Origin of the sequence: Inquilinus sp. Marseille-Q2685, from assembly GCF_916619195.1 — a bacterium.
Classification (GTDB): domain Bacteria; phylum Pseudomonadota; class Alphaproteobacteria; order DSM-16000; family Inquilinaceae; genus Inquilinus.
The window spans coordinates 369,594-391,346 of record NZ_CAKAKL010000005.1 but is presented as its reverse complement, the minus strand read 5'-3'; the positions used below and the strand labels follow the sequence as shown (position 1 = coordinate 391,346).

Here is a 21,753-nt window from a genome sequence, read left to right as displayed (position 1 = left end):
AGATTGAGTCGCCGCCCAGCTCGAAGAAGTTGTCCTCCCGGCCCACCTGACGCAGGCCCAGAACCTCCGACCAGATGCGGGCGATGGCCTGCTCGGTCTCGCCCTCCGGCTCGGCCAGGGTCTCGGCGCTGCCTTCCCATTCCGGCTCCGGCAAGGCCTTGCGGTCCAGCTTGCCGGTCGGCAGCAACGGCAGCGCCGGCAGCACCAGGATCCGCGACGGCCCCATGTAGTCCGGCCCCAGCCCCGACAGGTGCCGCTTCAGCTCGGACTCGAGGCCGTCCCCGGCCTCCGGCGCCGCGACATGCGCCACCAGGCGCCTGCCGCCCGGCGAGGCCACCGCCGACACCACCGCACCGCGCACCTGCGGGTGCGACAGCAGGCGCGCCTCGATCTCGCCCGGCTCGATCCGGTAGCCCCGGATCTTCACCTGATGGTCGGCCCGGCCGAGATACTCGACCGCCCCGTCCGGCCGCCACCGCACCACGTCGCCGGTGCGGTACATCCGCGATCCCGGCTCGCCATACGGGTCCGGCACGAAGCGCTCGGCCGTCAGGTCCGGGCGGCCGACATAGCCACGCGCCAGGCCGGTGCCGCCGATATAGAGCTCTCCCGCCACGCCGACCGGCACCGGCTGCAGCCGCCCGTCCAGCACATAGGCCCGGCGGTCGCCCACCGGCCGTCCGATCGGCACATAGGCGCCGTCGCACGGCGTGTCCGCCGTCCCCTTCCACACCAGCGGCGTCACCACCGCCTCGGTCGGGCCGTAGCCGTTGATCATCGCCCGCGGCCGCAGAGTCCGGCGCACGCGGTCGTATCCCGCCGCCGGCATCGCCTCGCCGCCGAAGGAATAGAGGTCGACCGGCGGGCATCGGCCGGTCTCTTCGGCCCAGGCCGCCATCTCGTTGATGTAGACCGGCGGGAAGCCGGCATTGGTGACGCCGTGCCGGCCGATCGCCGCCAGCGTCTTCTCGGCCGGCCACAGGCTCTCGTCGCGCAGCACCAGGCTGGCGCCGCAGGTCAGCGCCGTCAGCCAGCGCTCATGCGCGCCGTCGAAGCTGAAGGCGATGAAGTGGAACTCGCGCGAGCTCTCGTCCATGTCATAGAGCGGCGCGGTCACCCGGCAATGCATGGCCAGCGGGCCGTGGGCCACGGCGACGCCCTTGGGCTTGCCGGTCGATCCCGAGGTGTAGATCACATAGGCGAGGTTGTCGGGGTGCAGATCGACCGCCGGCCCTGCCTCGGCCTCGCCGGCCTCGGCCTCGACCAGCATCCGCTCCAGCCCCTCCGGCAGCCTTGCGGCCAGCGAGGCCTGGGTCAGCACCAGGCGCAGCCCGCTGTCGGCCGCCACCTCGGCCAGCCGCGCCGCCGGCGCGTCCGGCGCCAGCGGCACATAGGCGCCGCCCGCCTTCAGCACCGCCAGCAGCGCCACCAGCAGCTCGACCGACCGCTCCAGCACCACCCCGACCAGCACGTCCGGCCCGACGCCGGCCCGGACCAGACGGTGCGCGAGATGGTTGGCCCGCCGCTCCAGCTCGCCCCGGCTGACCTCGCGGTCGTCGAAGATCACCGCCGTCCGGCCCGGCTCCGCCGCCGCCCAATGAGCGATCCAGTCCTGGACCGACCGATAGGGCTCGGCCTCATACGGCTCGGTCTGCCATGCCGCGAGCTGCGCCAGATCCGCCTCCGCCAGCAGGGACAGGGAGCCGAGCGCAGCGCCCTCGCCCCCGGCCAGGCGGTCGAGCAGCGTGTCGAGGTGGCGGGCCAGCGCCTCGACCGGCGCCGGCGCGAGGGCGTCGCGGCGATACCCGAGGGCGATGTCGGGCGTGTCGCGGGCCGGGACCGCCAGCGACAGCGGGTAAGGCGTCGCTCCCACCGTTCCCGCCGCCGATACGAGCAGGTCACCGCCGGCACGGGCGGCGCGGTCGATCGGGTAGTTCTCGAACACCAGCAGCGTGTCGAACAGGCCGCCCTGCCCGCCCCAGCGCTGGATGTCTGCGAGCGGCGTGTGCTCGTGCTCGTGCAGCGCCAGCATCACGTCCTGCACCTGGCGCAGCCAGTCGCCCACCCGGGCCTCGGGGTCCGGCCTCTGGATCACCGGCAGGGTGTTGATGAACAGCCCCAGCAGCGTCTCGGCGCCCGGCAGCTCGGCCGGCCGGCCGGCCACGGTGGCGCCGAAGGCGACGCCGGCCTGGCCGGTGTAGCGCGACAGCAGCAGCGCCCAGGCGCCTTGCACCAGGGTGTTCAAGGTGATGCGCTGCCGCCGGCAGAAGGCGGTCAGCCGGGCGGCATCGCGGCGGGTGGCGCGGACGCCGTGCCCGTCGCCCTTCTCCAGCGGGGCCGGCAGCGCGTCGGCCAGCCGGGTCGGCGCCTCCAGCCGGGCCAGCTGGCCGCGCCAGAAGGCCTCGTCCGCCGCGGCGTCGCGGCCGGCCAGCCAGGCGATGTGGTCTCGGTAGCGGCCCGGGCCGGCGGCCGGCGCCGCGCCGTGATACTGCGACAGCACCTCGCCGATCAGCCGCGACGTGCTCCAGCCGTCCATCAGGATGTGGTGGAAGGTCCAGATCAGCCGGTGCCGGTCGTCGGCCACCCGCAGCAGCAGCACCCGCATCAGCGGCGGCGTGGCCAGGTCGAAGCCGCGCTCGCGCTCCCAGCGGGCGATCTCGGCGATCCCCGGCTCGTCGAGGCCGTGCCCGTCGCGGATCTCGACCGGCACGGCCACGCCGCGCCGCACCAGCTGCAGTGGCGCCGGGCCGTCCCACAGGAAGCCGGTGCGCAGGATGTCGTGCCGCTCGATCGCGGCCTTCCAGGCGCCGGCGAAGCGGCCGGCGTCGAGCGGCCCGTCGAAGGTCGCCAGCACCTGGTTGACGTAGAGCCCCGCCTCCGTGGCGTGCAGGGCATGGAACAGCAGCCCCTGCTGCAGCGGCGACAGCGGATAGGCGTCGGCGATCTCCGCGGCCGGGACCGGCAGGGCGTCGATCTGCGCCTGAGTCAGCCCGGCCAGCGGCAGGTCCGACGGCGTCAGGCGCCTCGGCCTCTCAGTGGCAGCGGTCGAGGCCGGAACGGCTGCCGGCGCCGTCCCCCGCCGCGCCGCCGCGGCCAGGGCCCGCACGGTCTGGTGCTGGAAGGTGTCGCGGAGGGTCAGGACCAGCCCCTGCCGCCGGGCCCTGGCGATGACCTGCAGGGACAAGATTGAGTCGCCGCCGCGATCGAAGAAGTTGTCGTCCCGGCCCACCGCACCCAGGCCCAGAACCTCCGACCAGATGCGGGCGATGGCCTGTTCGGTCTCGCCCTCGGGCTCGGCCAGGGTCTCGGCACTGCTCTCCCACTCCGGATCCGGCAAGGCCTTGCGGTCCAGCTTGCCGTTGGCCGAGACCGGCAGGGCCGCGAGCCCGACAATCCGCGACGGCACCATGTACTCCGGCAGCAGCGCCGACAGGTGCTGCTTCAGCTCGGCCTCGTCCGGCGCGGCGTCGCCGGCGACATAGCCGACCAGCCGTCCCTCCCGCAGCACCACCACCGCGTCCCGCACGCCGGGATGGGAACGAAGGGCGGCCTCGATCTCGCCGAGCTCGATCCGGAGGCCGCGCAGCTTCACCTGGTGGTCCAGCCGGCCGAGATACTCGATCGCCCCGTCCCCGCGGCGCCGCACCAGGTCCCCCGACCGGTACATCCGGCTGCCCGCAGGACCATCGGGATCCGGCACGAACCGGTCCGCCGTCAGGTCCGGGCGGCCGAGATACCCCCGCGCCAGGTTCACCCCGGCGATGGTCAGCTCCCCGGCCACGCCCTCCGGCACCGGATTGAGATCGGCGTCGAGGATGTGGATCCGGGTGTTGGCGATCGCATGCCCGATCGGCACGCTGCGCTGTCCCTCCTCCGGCCGGCAGGCCCAGAAGGTGACATCGATCGCCGCCTCGGTCGGGCCGTACAGGTTGTGCAGCTCCGCCCGGGTCTGGCCCAGCACTTCGTCCTGCAGTTCGCGCGGCAACGCCTCGCCGCTGCACAGGATCCGGCGCAGGCTGGTGCAGGCCGGCAGCTCGCCCGACGCCGCGAACGCCCCCAGCATCGACGGCACGAAGTGCAGCGTCGTGATCCCCTCCGCCCGGATCACCCGCCCCAGCGCCTCCGGATCCCGATGCGCTCCGGGCTCGGCCACCACCAGGCAGGCCCCGGTCATCAACGGCCAGAAGAACTCCCACACCGACACGTCGAAGCCGTAGGGCGTCTTCTGCAGCACCCGGTCCCCCGGACCGATGCCGTATTCCGCCTGCATCCATTGCAGACGGTTCAAGAGGCCCTTGTGGCTGTTGCCCACCGCCTTCGGCTTGCCGGTCGAGCCGGAGGTGGTGATGCAGTAGGCCAGGCTCTCCGGATGCCAATCCACCACAGGCGCCTCGTCCGCAAAGCCGGACAGGTCCCAGCCCTCCAGCGCCACCACCTCGACGCCGTCAACCTCAGGCATCCGGTCGACGAGATGCGCCTGGGCCAGCACCAGCCTCAGGCCGGTCTCGGCGATGGTGCCGGCCAGCCGCTCGCGCGGATGCTCGGGGTCCAAGGGCAGGTACGCCCCGCCGGCCTTGGCGATGCCGAGCAGCGCCACCACCATCTCCACCGACCGCTCGGCCGCCACCCCGACCAGCACGTCCGGCCCGACGCCCTTCGCCGCCAGCGCCCGGGCCAGCCGGCTGGTCCGCCGCTCCAGCTCGGCATAGCTCAGCCGCTCCGCGCCGAACACCAGCGCCTCCGCCTCCGGTGTCGCCCGCGCCTGCCGTCCGATCAGTGACAGCACCGTCGGCACCGCCTCATAGGCCACATCCGTCGCGTTCCAGGCGGACAGGCGCTCACGGTCCGCATCGGTCTGGAGGTCCAGTCGCGCCAGCGGTCGGTCGGGATGCGTCACGACCTGCTGCAGCACCGCGACGAAGCTGTCGCGCCAGCGCTCCACCGTCGCCCGCTCGAACAGCTCGGTGGCATAGGTCAGCTCGGCGGAGATCCGCCCGGCCTCGTCCTCCGCCGTGGTCAGGCTCAGGTCGAACTGGGCGCTGCCGCCGGACCGCGCCAGGACCTCGGCCCGCACATCGCCGAGGCGCAGCGCCGCCGCATCGCGCCGCCGGCCATGCTGCATCATCACCTGGAACAGCGGGTTGCGGCTCAGGCTGCGCTCGGGGTTGAGCGCCTCGACCAGCCGTTCGAAGGGCAGCGCCTGGTGCGACTGGGCGGCCAGCGCCGTGTCGCGCACCGCCGCCAGCAACGACCGGAAATCCGCCCGGCCGTCGACCTTGACCGGCAGCACCTGGGTGTTGACGAAGCAGCCGACCACCGCCTCGACATCCTGGCGCTGGCGGTTGGCGACGGGCACGCCGACGCGCAGATCATCCCGCCCGCCGAGCCGCCGCAGCAGCACGGAGAAACCGGCCAGCAGCACCATGAACAGGGTCGCACCCTGCCGCTGCGCCAGCGTCCGCAGCGATGTCGAGAGGTCGTCCGGCAGGTCGAAGGCGACGGTGTCGCCGCGCCAGCTCGGCTCGCTCGGGCGCGGCCGGTCGGCCGGCAGCTCCAGCGCCGGCTGCTCCGGGCCCAGCTTCTCCACCCAGGAGGCGAGCAGGCGTTCGCCCTCGCCGGCCTCCATCAGCTGGCGCTGCCAGACCGCGTAATCCGCGTACTGGATCTCCGGCGCGGCGCGCTGCGCCCGGCCCGACCGGTGGTCGTCATAGCCGCGCACCAGATCCTCGACCAGCAGGTCGAGCGACCAGCCATCGGCGACGATGTGGTGCAGGGTCAGCAGCAGCACGTGCTCGTCCGCCGCCAGCCGGACCAGGGTGGCGCGCAGCAGCGGGCCGGTGGCGAGGTCGAATGTCTGCCGCACCTCGGTGGCCGAGACCTCGTCGAGCCGGGCCTGCCGTCCGGCCGACAGGTCGATCCAGGCGAGGCTCACCGGCACCGGCGGCAGGATGCGCTGCCGCGGCTCGCCATCGACCTCCGGGAAGACGGTGCGCAGCGCCTCGTGCCGGGCGACCAGCCCGTCCAGCGCCGCCTGCAGCGCGGCCGGATCGAGGTCGCCCGACAGGCGCAGCCCGCCGGTGATGTGGTAGGCCGCGCTTTCCGGCTCCAGCTGCCACAGCAGCCAGAGGCGACGCTGGGCGTGCGACAGCGGCAGGTCGCCGTCGCGCGGCGCCGGCACGATCGGCAGGCGCTGGGCGCTGATGCCCTTGGCGTCGAGCTGGACCAGGAACTGCCGGCGCTTGTCGGCCGGCAGGGCGGCGACGCGCTCGGCGATCGCGCGCATCGGATCGGCCAAGGTCATGTCGTTCATTCGGACAGCTCCAGCGCGTCCAGGAGGTCGGACATCGCATTCAGTTCCGCCGCGGCGTCGGCGCGGCCATGTCGGTCGATCAGCGCGGCCAGGCCGGCAATGGTGCGGGCCTCGAACAGCGCCGCCAGCGGCAGCTCCACGCCCAGGGTCTGGCGCAGCCGCGACGCCACCCGGGTCGCCAGCAGCGAGTGCCCGCCGAGTTGGAAGAAGTCGTCGTGCCGGGAGACATGGGCGAGGCCGAGGACGTCCTGCCAGATGCGGGCGATGGCCTGCTCGGTCTCGCCCTCCGGCTCGGCCAGGGTCTCGGCCGCGCTCTCCCAGTCCGGATCCGGCAGCGCCTTGCGGTCCAGCTTGCCGTTGGCCGAGACCGGCAGGGCCGCGAGCCCCATGATGCGCGACGGCACCATGTAGTCCGGCAGCAGCGCCGACAGGTGCCTCTTCAGCTCGGCCTCGTCCGGCTGGGCATCGCCGGCGGCGTAGCCGACCAGGCGGCCCTCCCGCAGCACCACCACCGCGTCCCGCACGCCGGGATGGGAACGAAGGGCGGCCTCGATCTCGCCGAGCTCGATCCGGAGGCCGCGCAGCTTCACCTGGTGGTCCAGCCGGCCGAGATACTCGATCGCCCCGTCCCCGCGGCGCCGCACCCGGTCGCCCGACCGGTACATCCGGCTGCCCGATGGCCCCTGCGGATCCGGCACGAACCGCTCCGCCGTCAGGTCCGGACGGCCGAGATACCCCCGCGCCAGGTTCACCCCGGCGATGTACAGCTCCCCGGCCACACCCTCCGGCACCGGATTGAGATCGGCGTCGAGGATGTGGATCCGGGTGTTGGCGATCGCATGCCCGATCGGCACGCTGCGCTGTCCCTCCTCCGGCCGGCAGGCCCAGAAAGTGACATCGATCGCCGCCTCGGTCGGGCCGTACAGGTTGTGCAGCTCCGCCCGGGTCTGGCCCAGCACTTCGTCCTGCAGCGCCATCGGCAAGGCCTCGCCGCTGCACAGGATCCGGCGCAGGCTGGTGCAGGCCGGCAGCTCGCCCGACGCCGCGAACGCCCCCAGCATCGACGGCACGAAGTGCAGCGTCGTGATCCCCTCCGCCCGGATCACCTCTCCGAGGGCGGCGGGATCGCGATGAGCGCCCGGCTCCGCCACCACCAGGCAGGCTCCGGTCATCAACGGCCAGAAGAACTCCCACACCGACACGTCGAAGCCGTAGGGCGTCTTCTGCAGCACCCGGTCCCCCGGACCGATGCCGTATTCCGCCTGCATCCATTGCAGACGGTTCAAGAGGCCCTTGTGGCTGTTGCCCACCGCCTTCGGCTTGCCGGTCGAGCCGGAGGTGGTGATGCAGTAGGCCAGGCTCTCCGGATGCCAATCCACCACAGGCGCCTCGTCCGCAAAGCCGGACAGGTCCCAGCCCTCCAGCGCCACCACCTCGACGCCGTCAACCTCAGGCAGCCGGTCGATGAGATGCGCCTGGGCCAGCACCAGCCTCAGCCCGGTCTCGGCGATGGTGCCGGCCAGCCGCTCGCGCGGATGCTCGGGGTCCAAGGGCAGGTACGCCCCGCCCGCCTTCATGATGCCGAGCAGCGCCAGCACCATCTCCACCGACCGCTCGGCCGCCACCCCGACCAGCACGTCCGGCCCGACGCCCTTCGCCGCCAGCGCCCGGGCCAGCCGGCTGGTCCGCCGCTCCAGTTCGGCATAGCTCAGCCGCTCCGCCCCGAACACCAGCGCTTCCGCCTCCGGCGTCGCCCGCGCCTGACGCCCGATCAGCGACAGGACGTTGGGGACGCGCTCATAGGCGATGTCCGTTGCGTTCCACTGCGACAGGCGCTCCAGATCCTCCGCGGTCGGCAGGGCAAGCGTGCCCAGCCTTGCGGCGGAGTCGTTGGCCAGCCGCCGCAGCAGCGCCTCGAGCTGCCGCATCAGCTGGGCGATGCGATCCTGGTCGAAGGCGTCGCGCCGCCAGCTCCAGCCGATCTCCAGGTCTCCGCCCGCCTGCACCGTCAGGGTCAGGGCGTAGTTCGTCGTCTCCAGGTTCGCGACCGGGCCGAAGCGCAGCCCCTTGCCGTCGCGTTCCCGCAGCGCCTGGTCGACCGGATAGTTCTCGAACACCAGGATCGTGTCGAACAGCGCCCGTCCGCCATGCCCGGCCCAGCCCTGGATCTCGTAGAGCGGCGTGTGCTCGTGCTCCCGCAGCGCCGCATTCTCCGCCTGCAGATCCCGCAGCCAGTCGCCGACCCGCCCCGCCGGATCCAGCGCCGGCGCCACCGGCAGGGTGTTGATGAACAGCCCCAGCAGCGCCTCGGCGTCGCCCAGCTCCGCCGGACGCCCCGACACCGTCGCCCCGAACACCACCCGGCGCTGCCCGGTGATCCGCGACAAGAGCAGGGCCCACGCCCCCTGCAGCACCGTGTTCAGGGTCACGTGCTCGCGCCGGGCAAAGGCCTTCAGCGCCTCCGTCGCCGCCGCATCCAGCCGCAGCTTCCGGCTGTCATGCCTAGGCTCGGGCTCCGGCGCCGGCAGCGCCGCGGCCAGAAGCGTCGGCTCCTCCACCCCGGACAGCCGTTCCCGCCAGAAGCTCTGGTCCGCCGCCTGGTCGCGCCGGCCGAGCCAGGCGATGTAGTCCCGGTACCGGCCCGCCGGCAGCGCCGGGGCCGCGCCGTGGTACCGCGTCAGCACCTCGCCGATCAGCCGCGACGTGCTCCAGCCGTCCAGCAGCAGATGGTGGCTGGTCAGGATCAGCCGGTGCCGATCTTCCGCCGTCCGCACCAAGAGCACCCGCAAGAGCGGCGCCGCCGCCAGGTCGAAGCCCCGCGACCGGTCCGATGCGGCGAGATCCGCCAGCGCCGGCTCCAGATCCGGCCGGCCCCGCCAGTCCAGCCGCTCCACCGGCGACGGCACCCGCCGCCGCACCAGCTGCAAGGGCTTGTCGCCCTGCCACAGGAACCCCGTGCGCAGGATCGCGTGGCTCTCCACCGCCGCCTCCCAGGCCCGGGCGAAGCGGCCGGCGTCCAGCCCGTCCACATCCACCCGGATCTGCGTCACATACAGCTCCGGCACCTGCAGGCTGTGGAACAGCATCCCCTGCTGCATCGGCGACAGCGGGTACAGATCCTCCACCTCCGCCGCCGGCACCGGCAGCGCGTCGAGCTCCGCCTGCGTCAGACCGGCCAGCGGCACATCCGACGGCGTCAGACCGCCTGCCCCCGGGGAGGAGCACAGCGCAATCAGCGCTTCCAGCTCCGCCGCGAAGGCCTGGGCCAAGCCCTCGATCGTGCCGGCGTCGTGCCGGGCGGCGCTGAACAGCCAGGTCAGGCCCAGCACGCCCTCCGCCACCTGGCCGTTCACCACCAGCTCGGCCCCGAGCGGCGAACCCTCCGACTGGTCCTGCCCGGCGCTCTCCCGCGCCAGGGCGAACGCCCCCGCCGTCACACCGTCGAACCGCCCCAGATAATTGAATGTCACTGCCGGCCACGGCCGGCCCGACAGAGCCGCCTGCACCTCGGGCGAACCCATGTAGCGCAGCACGCCGTAGCCGAGGCCGCGGTTCGGCACCGCCCGCAGCTGTTCCTTCACCGCCTTCAGCGAGGCTTCCGGATCCTCCGCCGGAGTCAGCCGCACCGGGTACAGGCTGGTGAACCATCCCACCGTGCGGCTGAGGTCCAGCCCGCCCAGCGCCTCCCGGCCATGGCCCTCCAGCGCCACCAGCGCCGAGGCCTGCCCGGTGTGCCGGCACAGCGCCCGCGCCAGCGCCGTCAGCAAGAGGTCCTCCACCCCGGCCCGCCACGCCCGCCCCGCCGTCACCAGCCGTTCGGTCAGATCCCGATCGAAGCGCTGCCGGTGCTCCGCCCGCTCCGTGTCCGCCCCCTCCGGCCGTGCCGCCGGGAAGGCCGACGGGCCGTCCAGCACGCCCTGCCAGTACGGCAGTTCCGCCAGCAGCTCCGGGCTCGCCGCATGGGCCTGCAGCACCCGGCCCCAGGCCCCGTAGCCGCTGCTCGCCTCCGGCAGGGCGATGGCCTCCCCGGCCACGGCCTGGCCGTAGGCCGCCTGCAGGTCCTCCAGCAGGATCCGCCATGACACGCCGTCCACCACCAGGTGGTGGATCACCAGCAGCAGACGCTGGGTGCCGTCCCGGCGTTCGACCAGCGCCGCCCGCAGCAGCGGGCCCCCGGCCAGGTCCAGGCTGCGCTGGGCGTCCTCCGCCACGGCCGTCTGTTCGGCCTCGTCGGCGACGCTGCGGACCCACAGCCAGTCCTGCTCCTCAGGCTCGGCATAGGCCTGGGTCCAGGCGCCGTCCGCGCCCCGCACGAAGCGCAGCCGCAGCGCAGCGTGATGGCCCACCACCGCCGCAATCGCCCGCCGCAGCGCCTCGGCCTCGAGCCGTTCCCGCGGCGCCAGCAGCACCGACTGGTTCCAGTGCTGCCGCCCCGGGATCGCCGCCCCGAAGAACCAGCGCTGGATCGGCAGCAGCGGCGCCTCGCCCGTCGCCGCCTCCTCCACCACTGCAACCTCGCGCCCGACCACCGCCGCCAGACCCCGCACCGTCTGGTGCTCGAACAGCTGCCGCGGCGTCAGCACCAGACCCGCACGACGCGCCCGCGACACCACCTGCAGCGACAAGATTGAGTCGCCGCCCAGCTCGAAGAAGTTGTCCTCCCGGCCCACCTGACGCAGGCCCAGAACCTCCGACCAGATGCGGGCGATGGCCTGCTCGGTCTCGCCCTCCGGCTCGGCCAGGGTCTCGGCGCTGCCTTCCCATTCCGGCGCCGGCAAGGCCTTGCGGTCCAGCTTGCCGTTGGCCGAGACCGGCAGGGCCGCGAGCCCGACAATCCGCGACGGCACCATGTAGTCCGGCAGCAGCGCCGACAGGTGCCGCTTCAGCTCGGCCTCGTCGGGCTGCGCCTCGCCGGCGGCGTAGCCGACCAGGCGGCCCTCCCGCAGCACCACCACCGCGTCCCGCACGCCGGGATGGGAACGAAGGGCGGCCTCGATCTCGCCGAGCTCGATCCGGAGGCCGCGCAGCTTCACCTGATGGTCCAGCCGGCCGAGATACTCGATCGCCCCGTCCCCGCGGCGCCGCACCAGGTCGCCCGACCGGTACATCCGGCTGCCCGATGGCCCCTGCGGATCCGGCACGAACCGCTCCGCCGTCAGGTCCGGGCGGCCGAGATACCCCCGCGCCAGGTTCACCCCGGCGATGTACAGCTCCCCCGACACACCCTCCGGCACCGGATTGAGATCGGCGTCGAGGATGTGGATCCGGGTGTTGGCGATCGCATGCCCGATCGGCACGCTGCGCTGTCCCTCCTCCGGCCGGCAGGCCCAGAAAGTGACATCGATCGCCGCCTCGGTCGGGCCGTACAGGTTGTGCAGCTCCGCCCGGGTCTGGCCCAGCACTTCGTCCTGCAGCGCCATCGGCAGCGCCTCGCCGCTGCACAGGATCCGCTTCAGGCTGGTGCAGGCCGGCAGCTCGCCGGACGCCGCGAACGCCCCCAGCATCGACGGCACGAAGTGCAGCGTCGTGATCCCCTCCGCCCGGATGATGCGACCCAGCGCCTCCGGATCCCTGTGCACCCCGGGCTCGGCCACCACCAGGCAGGCCCCGGTCATCAGCGGCCAGAAGAACTCCCACACCGACACGTCGAAGCCGTAGGGCGTCTTCTGCAACACCCGGTCTCCCGGACCGATCCGGTACTCCGCCTGCATCCATTGCAGACGGTTCAACAGCCCCTTGTGGCTGTTGCCCACCGCCTTCGGCTTGCCGGTCGAGCCCGAGGTCGTGATGCAGTAGGCCAGACCCTCCGGATGCCAGTTCACCACCGGCGCCTGCTCCGGATAGCCGGACAGGTCCCAGCCCTCCAGCGCCACCACCTCGACGCCGTCAACCTGCGGCAGCCGGTCGATGAGATGCGCCTGGGCCAGCACCAGCCTGAGGCCGGTCTCGGCGATGGTGCCGGCCAGCCGCTCGCGCGGATGCTCGGGGTCGAGCGGCAGATACGCCCCGCCGGCCTTGGCGATGCCGAGCAGCGCCAGCACCATCTCCACCGACCGCTCCGCCGCCACCCCGACCAGCACGTCCGGCCCGACGCCCTTCGCCGCCAGCGCCCGGGCCAGCCGGCTGGTCCGCCGCTCCAGCTCGGCATAGCTCAGCCGCTCCGCCCCGAACACCAGCGCCTCCGCCTCCGGTGTCGCCCGCGCCTGCCGTCCGATCAGTGACAGCACCGTCGGCACCGCCTCATAGGCCACATCCGTCGCGTTCCACCGCGCCAGACGGTCCTCATCGGCGGCCGTCAGCAGGCCGATGGTTCCCACCACCCGGTCCGGGGCCGACACCATCCGGCGCAGCACCGCGACGAAGCTGTCACGCCAGCGCTCCACCGTCGCCCGCTCGAACAGCCCGGAATCGAACTCCATCCGGCAATCGATGCCGTTGCCCTCGGCGGCGACGTCCAGCGACAGGTCGAACTGGGTGGTGCCGGTGTCGACGTCGATCAGTTCGGCCGCCACCCCGTCCAGCGCCAGGGGCGCCGCGTCGCGGCTGGCGCGGAAGTTGAACAGCGACTGGAACAGCGGCGCGTGCCGCGCGTTGCGGGCGACGCCGAGCCCGTCCAGCAGCAGCTCGAACGGCACATCGGCTTGGTCGAGCGCGGCCATCGCCTCGCCGCGCAGCCGGCGGCACAGAGCCCGAACCGTGAGACGAGGATCGAGCCGGACGCGGTAGACCTGGGTGTTGACGAAGAAGCCGAGCAGGTCCTGGACCTCGGCCCGGCCGCGCGCGGCGTTGGGCACGCCGACGGCGAAATCCGACTGGCCGGAGAGGCGGCCGAGCAGGACCTGCCAGGCGGCGAGCAGCACGACGAAGGGCGTGCAGCCCTCTTCCCGACACAAAGCCTGGACCGAGCGGACCAGATCCGGCGGCAGCAGGAAATCGATGCGACCGCCGGGGCGGTTGCCCTCGGCGTCGCGCGGTCGGTCGGTCGGCAGGGCCAGCACCGGCACGTCGTCGCCGAGATAGTCCTTCCACCGCGCCACGACCTGGTCGCGGCGCTCGCCGGCAAAGCGCCGGCGCTGCCAAGCGGCATAGTCGGCATAGCCCAGCGCCGGGGTGGGCAGCGGACGCCCCCGGCGGGCCGGGTCGCTTAGCGCCTCGCCATAGGCGCGGGCGAGGTCGCGCACCAGCACCGCGGTCGACCAGGCATCGACGACGATGTGGTGCATCACCAGCAGCAGCACCCACTCGCCGTCTTGCGGCTCCCCGCGCCGGGCCAGGGCGACGCGCAGCAGCGGCGGCCGGCCGAGGTCGAAGGGCCGGCGCACCCGCGCCTGCAGCCAGGCGGACAGTGCCTGCTCCGCGCCCGGCGTCCCGGCCGCCGGCAGCACGGCATGCTCGATCGCGACATCGACCTCCGGCAGCACCACCTGCCGCGGCTCTCCCTCCCCGCCCTCGAAACGGGTGCGCAGCACGGCGTGGCGCTCGACCAGCCGGCGGAACGCGGTCTCCAGCGCCGGCACGTCCAGCCGGCCCTGCAGCCGCAGGGCGCGGACCGAGTTGTAGGCCGCGCTTTCCGGGTCGTAGTGCTGCAGGAACCACAGGCGCTGCTGCTGGAAGGACAGCGGGGCCGGGGCCTCGCCGCCGCGCGGCCGGATCGCGTCAGGATCCACGGCGTCGTCGTCCAGCAGCAGCGCGAGCAGCGCGTCGGTGTCGATGAGATTCATAGTCTCGTCGGGCATGATGCTCAGGGAGCCTTGGCCTGCCGCGCCTTCTCCAGAAGCGCCGCCCGTTCCGCCTCGCCCATCCCGTCGAGGCTGAGGCGGAGCGTGGCGATCTGGTCGACCCGCCCCGGCGCCGCATGGCCGCGCAGCGCCTGGGCCAGGGCGGCGATGCTGGGATGGTCGAAGACGATGCCGGGCGGCACCTCGACCTGGAACAGCTTGCGGATGCGGGCGACCAGCTTGATCACCTGCAGCGAGTTGCCGCCGATGTCGAAGAAGTCGTCGGTGACGCCGATCGCCTCGGCCGGCCGGTCCAGCAGCTCCGCCGCCATCTGGCGCAGCAGGGTCTCGACCGGGTCGCGCGGCGCCACCTTGGCGCTGGCCTCGACCAGGGTCGCCGGATCGGGCAGGCCGCGGCGGTCGATCTTGCCGTTGGCCAGGCGCGGCATCCGGTCGAGCGCCACGATCTGCGCCGGCACCATCGGGCCGGGCAGGCGCGCCGCCAGGGCCGGGCGCAGCGCCGCAGCGTCCGTTTCGCCCGAGGCCAGGGTGACGAAGCCGACCAGCCGCGCCTCCCCACCTTCCGGCCGATGCACGATGACGACCGCCTGCTGCACGCCGTCGAGCGCCTGCAGCGCGGCCTCGACCTCGCCCGGCTCGACCCGGAAGCCGCGGATCTTCACCTGGTGATCGGCCCGGCCGACCACTTGCAGGCGGCCGTCCGGAAGATGCCGCGCCAAGTCGCCGCTGCGGTAGAGCCGCCGGCCCTCATGCTCGACGAAGGCGCCGGCCGCATCGTCGTGCAGATAGCCGCGACTGAGCTGGGCGCCGCCGATATGCAGTTCGCCCACCGCGCCGGTCGGCGCCGGCCGGCCGGCCGCGTCGAGCACCAGCACCGCACTGCCGGCCAGCGGACGGCTCAGCGGCAGCGCATCGCCGGCCCAGACCGGGGCCGCGGGGTCATGGGCATGCACCAGCACGCCGACCGTGGTCTCGGTCGGGCCGTAATGGTTGAACACCCGGCACTGCGGCGCCACGGCGAGGATGCGGTCGACCAGCGCCCTCGGCGTGGCCTCGCCGCCCAGGATCAGCGTCGCCGGCAGCAGCACCGGCTGCGGCGCGTCGAGCAGCGCCGCCAGATGCGACGGCACCAGCTTGGCGCAGTCGATCCCGTGCCGCCGCAGGAAGCCGGCGAAGGCGGCGCCGTCGGCCATCTCCGCCTCGTCCGCCACCGCGAGGCAGGCGCCATGGCGCAGCGCGCCGAACAGCACGGTGTTGCCGAGATCGGCGGCGACGGTCGAGGTCAGGGCGAAGCGCCGGCAGCCGGCAAGGCCGAGCGCCTCGCTGACCGCCTCGACATAGGTGCGGAGCTGGCCGTGCTCGATCACCACGCCCTTCGGCGTGCCGGTCGAGCCGGAGGTGAACAGCACATAGGCGACGCGGGCCGGATCATCGTCGCCGAGGTCGGGGAGGTCCGCCGAAACCGGCTCCGCCATCGCCGCGGCCAGCGTGTGGACCGGGATCGTGTCGGAGGCGACCGGGTCGGCCGCGTCGGTCAGCGCCAGCACCGGCCTGGCCTGGTCGAGCAATAGCTGCCGCCGCGCCTGCGGCCATTGCGGGTCGAGCGGCAGATAGGCGCCGCCGGCGCGCCAGACGGCGAGCAGCGCGACGACCATGTCGGCCGAGCGCGCCATGTCGAGCGCGACGATGGCCTCCCGGCCGACGCCCTGGGCGGCGAGCCAGGCGGCCAGCGCATCGACCCGCGCATTCAGCCCGGCATAGTCGAGGGCGATGCCGCTGCCGGCCAGGACCGGCGCCGTCGGGGTCTCGTGAGCCCAGCGGGCGATCAGCGCCGGCAGCGACCGGCCAGGCGCCGGGGCCTGCGCCGTGGCGTCGAAGGCTGCGAGCCGCGCCCGCTCCGCCGCGCCGACCGGCGACAGGGCGCCGAGCGGCGTGTCGAGCTCGTCGGGCAGTTCGGACAGCAGGGTCACGACCTGCTCCAGCAGCGTTTCCATCGCCGCGTCGCCGTAGCGGCCGCCATCCCAATGCAGGGCGACGGCACGGAGGCTGCCGTCCTCGGCGAGGTCGGCCTGCAGCGCCAGCTCGAAGGGCTGGCTGCCGTCCGCCGAAACCAGGCGCCAGGCATCGTCATCGGCCATATGGCTCGCGATGCGGAAGCCGGCGACAAGATGGTCGCTGCGGCCCGGCGCCTCGACCGCCCAGTGCTCCTGCCAGCCGCGATGGCTGTCGAGCACCGGGGCGAGACGGTCAAGGAAGGCCGCAAAGGTCCCGGCCGGGTCGGCCGCCAGCCGCAGCGGCAGCACCTTGTCGAACGGACCGACCGTCTTGGCGAAGGCGTCGTAGTCGCGGCGGCAGTCATGCTGCCAGCCCGCCACCAGCTCGGCCCGGCCGGAGATGCGAGCCAGCAGCGCCCACCAGGCCGCCTGTAGCACCGCGTCGAGCCCGATGCCGCGCGCGGCGGCGAGATCCGCCAGCCGCCGGGCGACGGAGGCGTCGATCGCGGCCTCGAGACTGCCACGCACGGCCGGGCCGGCGTCGGGATGGCGATAGGGCAGATGCAGGGCCGGCGGCGCCGAAGGGCCGAGATGGTCCTGCCAATAGCGACGGCCTTCGTCGGCATCCTCGTCGGCCGCCATCTCGGCGCGCCATTCAACATACTGCGCGTAGGCGACGCCGTCCTCGTTGGCCGGCACGGCGGCACCCGCAACTTCGTCGCGCAGCGCGCGAAGGATCAGGTCGAGCGCGCCGCGATCGGCCGCCAGCGGCGAGGCCAGCAGCGCCATGCGCCACTCCGCGTCGCCCAGCCGGTAAAGCGTGGCCCGCAGGGTCCGGCCGGAGCCGAGGTCGAACCCGGCGTCCCTCTGCGCCGCCAGATCCCGGGCCATGGCCTCGGCCGCATCGGCCCGGCCGCGCAGGTCGTGCGCGGACCAGGCCGGCTCGGCCGGAGCGTCGAGCGGCCGGGCACGCAGGCCACGAAAGCCGGGGACGGCGACGAAGGCGGTGCGCAGGATGTCGTGCCGGCCGGCGACGCGCAGCAGGGCCGTGCGCAGCCGCGCCTCGTCCAGCTCGCCGGCGATGGCGACGACCAGGGTCGCGACAGCCTCGGGATGCTCCGCGGCGACGCGCTGCTCGGGGCCGAGCGGCCAGGTCTCGGCCCCGGCGGAGAGGGCGAGGTCGGTCATTGCGCGTCCCCCTGCCCGAGGCTGCTGCGGTCGACCATGTCGCCCATCGCCACGACGATGCGGCGCGGCCCCTCATACGGGTCGCGGGCATGGGCGGCGAGCATGTTGTCGAGCATCACCACATCGCCGCGGCGCCAGTCGAAGCGCACGGCGCAGGCCTCGTACAGCTCGCCGATCAGGTCCATCACTGCGTCCTCGATCGGCGAGCCGTCGCCGTAGAACACCTGGCGCGGCATCCGCTCCGGCCCGACCATGGCCAGCAGGTCCTCGCGCACATCGGCGTCGAGGCAGCGGGTGTGGTGCAGCTGGACCTGGTGGAAGAAGGAGCGCTCGCCGGTCAGCGGATGGGTGATCACCGCCGGGCAGCGGGTGCGGGTCTGCAGCTCGTCCTTCCCGATCCAGGCGAAGTCGACCCCGGCGGCGCGGCAGCGGGCCTCGACCTCCTCGCGGCTGTCGGTCTTGAAGAAGTCGCGCCAGTCGACGTCGAGATTCTCGGTGAAGGTGCGGACATAGGTCAGGCCGAGGCGGTCGAAGCGTTCCGCCAGCTCGGCCGGCAGCCGGCGGTACAGCTCGCGGCAGTCGACGATCGGGGTGGCGCCGCCGACCGGGGACGGCTGCTCGCAGAAGAACCACTGCTTGCGCGGCCAGCGCGGCAGGTGCGAGCTCTCATTGTGATAGAGGATCATCTTCCGCTCCGGATACGGCGTGGAGCGGTAGGTGTTGCGGCCGCCTTCCTTCTTCGGCAGGTCGCCATAGGAGCCGTAGAGGCCGGGCTGCAGCGCCTCGGCGAAGGCCTCGAACTCCTGCGGCGTGGTCAGGCCGAAGCCGCGGAACAGCAGGCCGGCATGGCGCCGCAGCCAGCCCTCGACCTGATCGCGATGCGCGGCGGCCCAGGCCACGGCGTCGAGATCGGCGCTGGCCGGCTCGACCACCAGCGGGAAGATCGCGCCCGGGGTCAGGGACGAGGTCCGCACCAGCTCGCGCGCCGGCGCCGCGGCAGTGGCCGGACGGGCGGCGGGGGATGCGAACTTCTTCAGCTTGTCCAGCTTGGCGCCCATGCGGGCGGTGGTCTCGGACGGCGACGCGGTCGACGACATCGCGGACTCCTCCAGGGGGGGAAGGGTGAAGCCGCTCAGCGAGCGGTCCGGGGTTTCGGCGATCTGCTCCAGCAGCGAGGTCCAGGCGGCCACCAGCCGCCCGACCCGCGGCCGGGCGAACAGGTCGGTGGCGAAGACCCATTCGCCTTCCAACCCCTGCGCGGCGCGGGGGCCGAGCGGGTCGAGGAACAGCGCCATGTCGAATTTCGAGCCATGGGCCTGGGCGGGCCGCAGTTCGGCCGTCAGGCCGTCGACGCCGAAGCGGCCGCGCGGCGCGCTCTGCAGCACGAACAGCACCTGCACCAGCGAGTTGCGGGCGCGGTCGCGCGGCGCGCCGACGGCCTCGACGATCTGGTCGAAGGGCAGCAGCGGCTGTTCGAAGGCCTGCAGCGAGTCCTCGCGCACCCGGTCCAGCAGTTCGGCGAACGGGGTCGTTCCGGTGGGGCGGGCGCGCAGCGGCAGGACGTTGACGAAGAAGCCGACCAGCCGGTCCAGCTCGCGCCGCGGCCGGCCGGCGACATCGGTGCCGATGACGAAATCGGTGGCGCCGGTCACGCGGTGCAGCAGCGCCTCGAACGCCGCCAGCAGCACCATGAACAGCGTGCCGCCGCGGGCATGGCCCAGCGCCTCGAGCCGCGCGACCAGCGGCCCCGGCAGGCTGAATCGAATGCTGTCCCCGGCCTGGGAAGCCACGGCCGGACGGGGGTGGTCGGCCGGCAGCTCCAGCCGGTGCGGAACATCGGCGAGGCGGTCGCGCCAGAACGCCTTCTGCCGGTCCAGCCCCTCGCCCTGCAGCAGCCGGCGCTGCCACAGCGCGTAGTCGAGATACTGCACCGGCAGCGGCGCCAGCTCGGCCGGGCCGTGCTCCAGCGCGGCCCGGTACAGCGCGCCGAGATCGTCGATCAGCACGCCGATCGACCAGCCATCGGCGACGATGTGGTGCAGGCCAAGCAGCAGGCTGTGCTCTGCCGGCCCGAGCCGCAGCAGGGTGGCGCGCAGCAGCGGCGCCGCCGCCAGGTCGAAGGGCCGCCGCGCCTCCTCCGCCTCGATCTCGGCCAGCCGCGCCTCACGCCGGGCCGGGTCGAGGGTGGAGAGATCGATCTCAGGCAGCGCCAGGACGGCGTCGGCGTCGACCCGCGCCACCGGCACGCCGTCGGCATCCTCGGGATAGGCGGTGCGCAGGATCTCGTGCCGCGCCAGCAGCCCGGCTAGGGCGCGCTCCAGCGCCGGCCGGGACAGCGGGCCGGTCAGGCGCAGCTGGCCGGTGAGGTTGTAGGCGCTGCGGGCCGCCTCCCCCGCCAGCCGTTCGGCCAGCCACAGGCGCTGCTGCGCCAGGGACAGCGGCATCTCCGGCTGCCGCGACTCGGCCGTCACCGGCGGCAGCCCGGCCTCCGGCGCCCGGCGCGGCGCCGCGTCCAGCCGGGCGGCAAACTCGGCCAGGCTGTGCGGCGCGAAGACCTCGCGCAGCGCCAGCTCGACGCCGAATTCGGCCCGGATCCGGTCGATCGCCTGCATCGCCAGCAGCGAATGGCCGCCCAGGGCCAGGAACTGGTCGCCGCGGCCGATCGGCCCGCAATCCAGGAGGTCGGTCCAGATCGCGGCCAGGCGCTGTTCGGTCCCGCTCTTCGGCGGCTCACGATCCTGCGCCCCGGCGCCGGCCAACGGGCGGCGGTACAGATGCCAGGCCTGCAGCTCGCCCGAAGCCAGCCGGTCGCGGCAGGCGGAGCGCTGCAGCTTGCCGCTGGTGGTCTTCGGCAGGGTGCCGGGGTCCAGCAGAGCGATCAGCGCCGTCGGCTCCTGCTGGGCATCGGCGACGACGCGGTCGATCGCTTCGACCAGCGCCTCCGGCGCCGTCTTGCGCTGCGTGGTGCGGCTGATCTCGACCGCGACGCCGATGCTCTCGCGGCCGTCATGCTCGACCGCGAAGGCCGAGACCCGGCCCTTGCGGATCTGGGGCACGCCGGCCTCGACAGCCTTCTCGATGTCCTGCGGATAGCGGTTCTGACCGCGGATGATGATCACATCCTTGCGGCGGCCGGTGATGAACAGCTCGCCCTCGTGCAGGAAGGCGAGGTCGCCGCTGCGCAGCCAGACGCCCTCGCCCCGATCCAGGAACGCCTCGCCCGTCGCCTTCGGATTGCGCCAATAGCCGCGGGTGACGCTGCCGCCGGTCACCCAGACCTCGCCGACGGCATCCTCGCCGAGCGGTTGCAGCGTCTCCGGATCGACGATGCGCAGCTGCTCCGGCCGGATCGGCCGGCCGCTGCTGACCAGCTCGATGCCCTCGCCGCTCGGCACCACCCGGTGCGCCGCCAAGGCCTGCGGGTCGACGCGCAGCGTGACATAGGCGTGCGGCCGCGGGCTGCAGGACATGGTCAGCGTGGCCTCGGCCAATCCGTAGGCGGGGGCCAGGGTCTCGCGCCGGAAGCCGGCGGGGGCGAAACGGGCGGCGAAATCCGCCAACGTGTCGGCCCGCACCGGCTCGGACCCCGAGAAGGCGTATTGCCAGGAGCGCAGATCGAGCCCGGCCAGGGGCTTGTCGCTGACCCGCTCGCAGCACAGGCGGTAGGCGAAATCGGGGCCGCCGCTGAGGGTGGCGCCGAAGCGGTGCATCGCCTCCAGCCAGCGCGCCGGCCGGGCCAGGAAGTGCTGTGGCGCCATCAGCACCAGCGGGATACCGGCGAAGAAGGGCAGGATCAGCCCGGCGATCAGCCCCATGTCGTGATAGAGCGGTAGCCAGGAGACCAGCACGTCGTCGGCGGTGACGCCGCAGCCATGCACCATCATCCGCTGGTTGTCGATCAGGTTGGCGTGGGTGACCTCGATGCCCTTCGGGTTTGCGGTCGAGCCCGAGGTGTATTGCAGGAAGGCGATGTCGTCGCCCTTTGCCGGATGCGGGCGCCAAGCTTCGGCAAGGACCGAGGACAGAGCGTCGACCGCGATCACGTCGACGCCGTCCTGACCGGCGCAGAGGGCCTCGACCGAGGCGCGATGGGAACGGTCGGTCAGCAGCAGGCGGGCGCCGGCATCCTCGACCATGCCCTGCAGCCGCTCGACATGGTGGCGGCTCATGCCCTCCGGCGGGTAGGCCGGCACGGCGATCACCCCGGCATAGAGGCAGCCGAAGAAGGAGGCGACGTAGTCCGGCCCGCTGTTCAGCAGGATCAGCGCCCGGTCACCCGGCGCCGCCACGGCCAGGAGGTGCGCGGCGATCGTCCGCGCCCGCAGGTCGAGAGCGCGGTAGCCCAGGGTCTCGCCGACCGTCTCGCCGTCGGTCAGGAATCGCAGCGCCGGCCCTCCGTCATCGGCGGCGGCACGGCGGCGCAGCAGCTCGATCAGCGTCTCGGCATCGGCATAGTCGAGCGCCAGCGGGGCGGCGGCGTCGCGGCGCGGGCGAAGATCGAAGGCAGCGTCGCTCACGGCGA

The 21,753-nt window shown here is 73.3% G+C and carries 4 protein-coding genes; all 4 read right to left on the bottom strand.

The window, feature by feature from the left end:
* Positions 1-6,310 (bottom strand): non-ribosomal peptide synthetase (locus LG391_RS23885; protein ID WP_225770548.1); only part of this gene is annotated, 6,310 nt, incomplete at its 3' end.
* On the bottom strand, positions 6,307-14,046 hold the full coding sequence (locus LG391_RS23880; RefSeq protein WP_225770547.1) for a non-ribosomal peptide synthetase: 7,740 nt from the start codon (positions 14,044-14,046) through the stop codon (positions 6,307-6,309). The genes LG391_RS23885 and LG391_RS23880, both read right to left, overlap by 4 nt.
* Positions 14,047-14,051: 5 nt before the next feature.
* Positions 14,052-17,231: a non-ribosomal peptide synthetase gene (locus LG391_RS23875; RefSeq protein ID WP_225770546.1), complete on the bottom strand. Its 3,180-nt coding sequence runs from the start codon at positions 17,229-17,231 to the stop codon at positions 14,052-14,054.
* Complete coding sequence (locus tag LG391_RS23870; protein WP_225770545.1) at positions 17,228-21,748, bottom strand: condensation domain-containing protein; 4,521 nt, start codon at positions 21,746-21,748, stop codon at positions 17,228-17,230. Before LG391_RS23870 ends, LG391_RS23875 begins: the two co-directional genes overlap by 4 nt.
* Positions 21,749-21,753 lie beyond the last annotated feature (5 nt).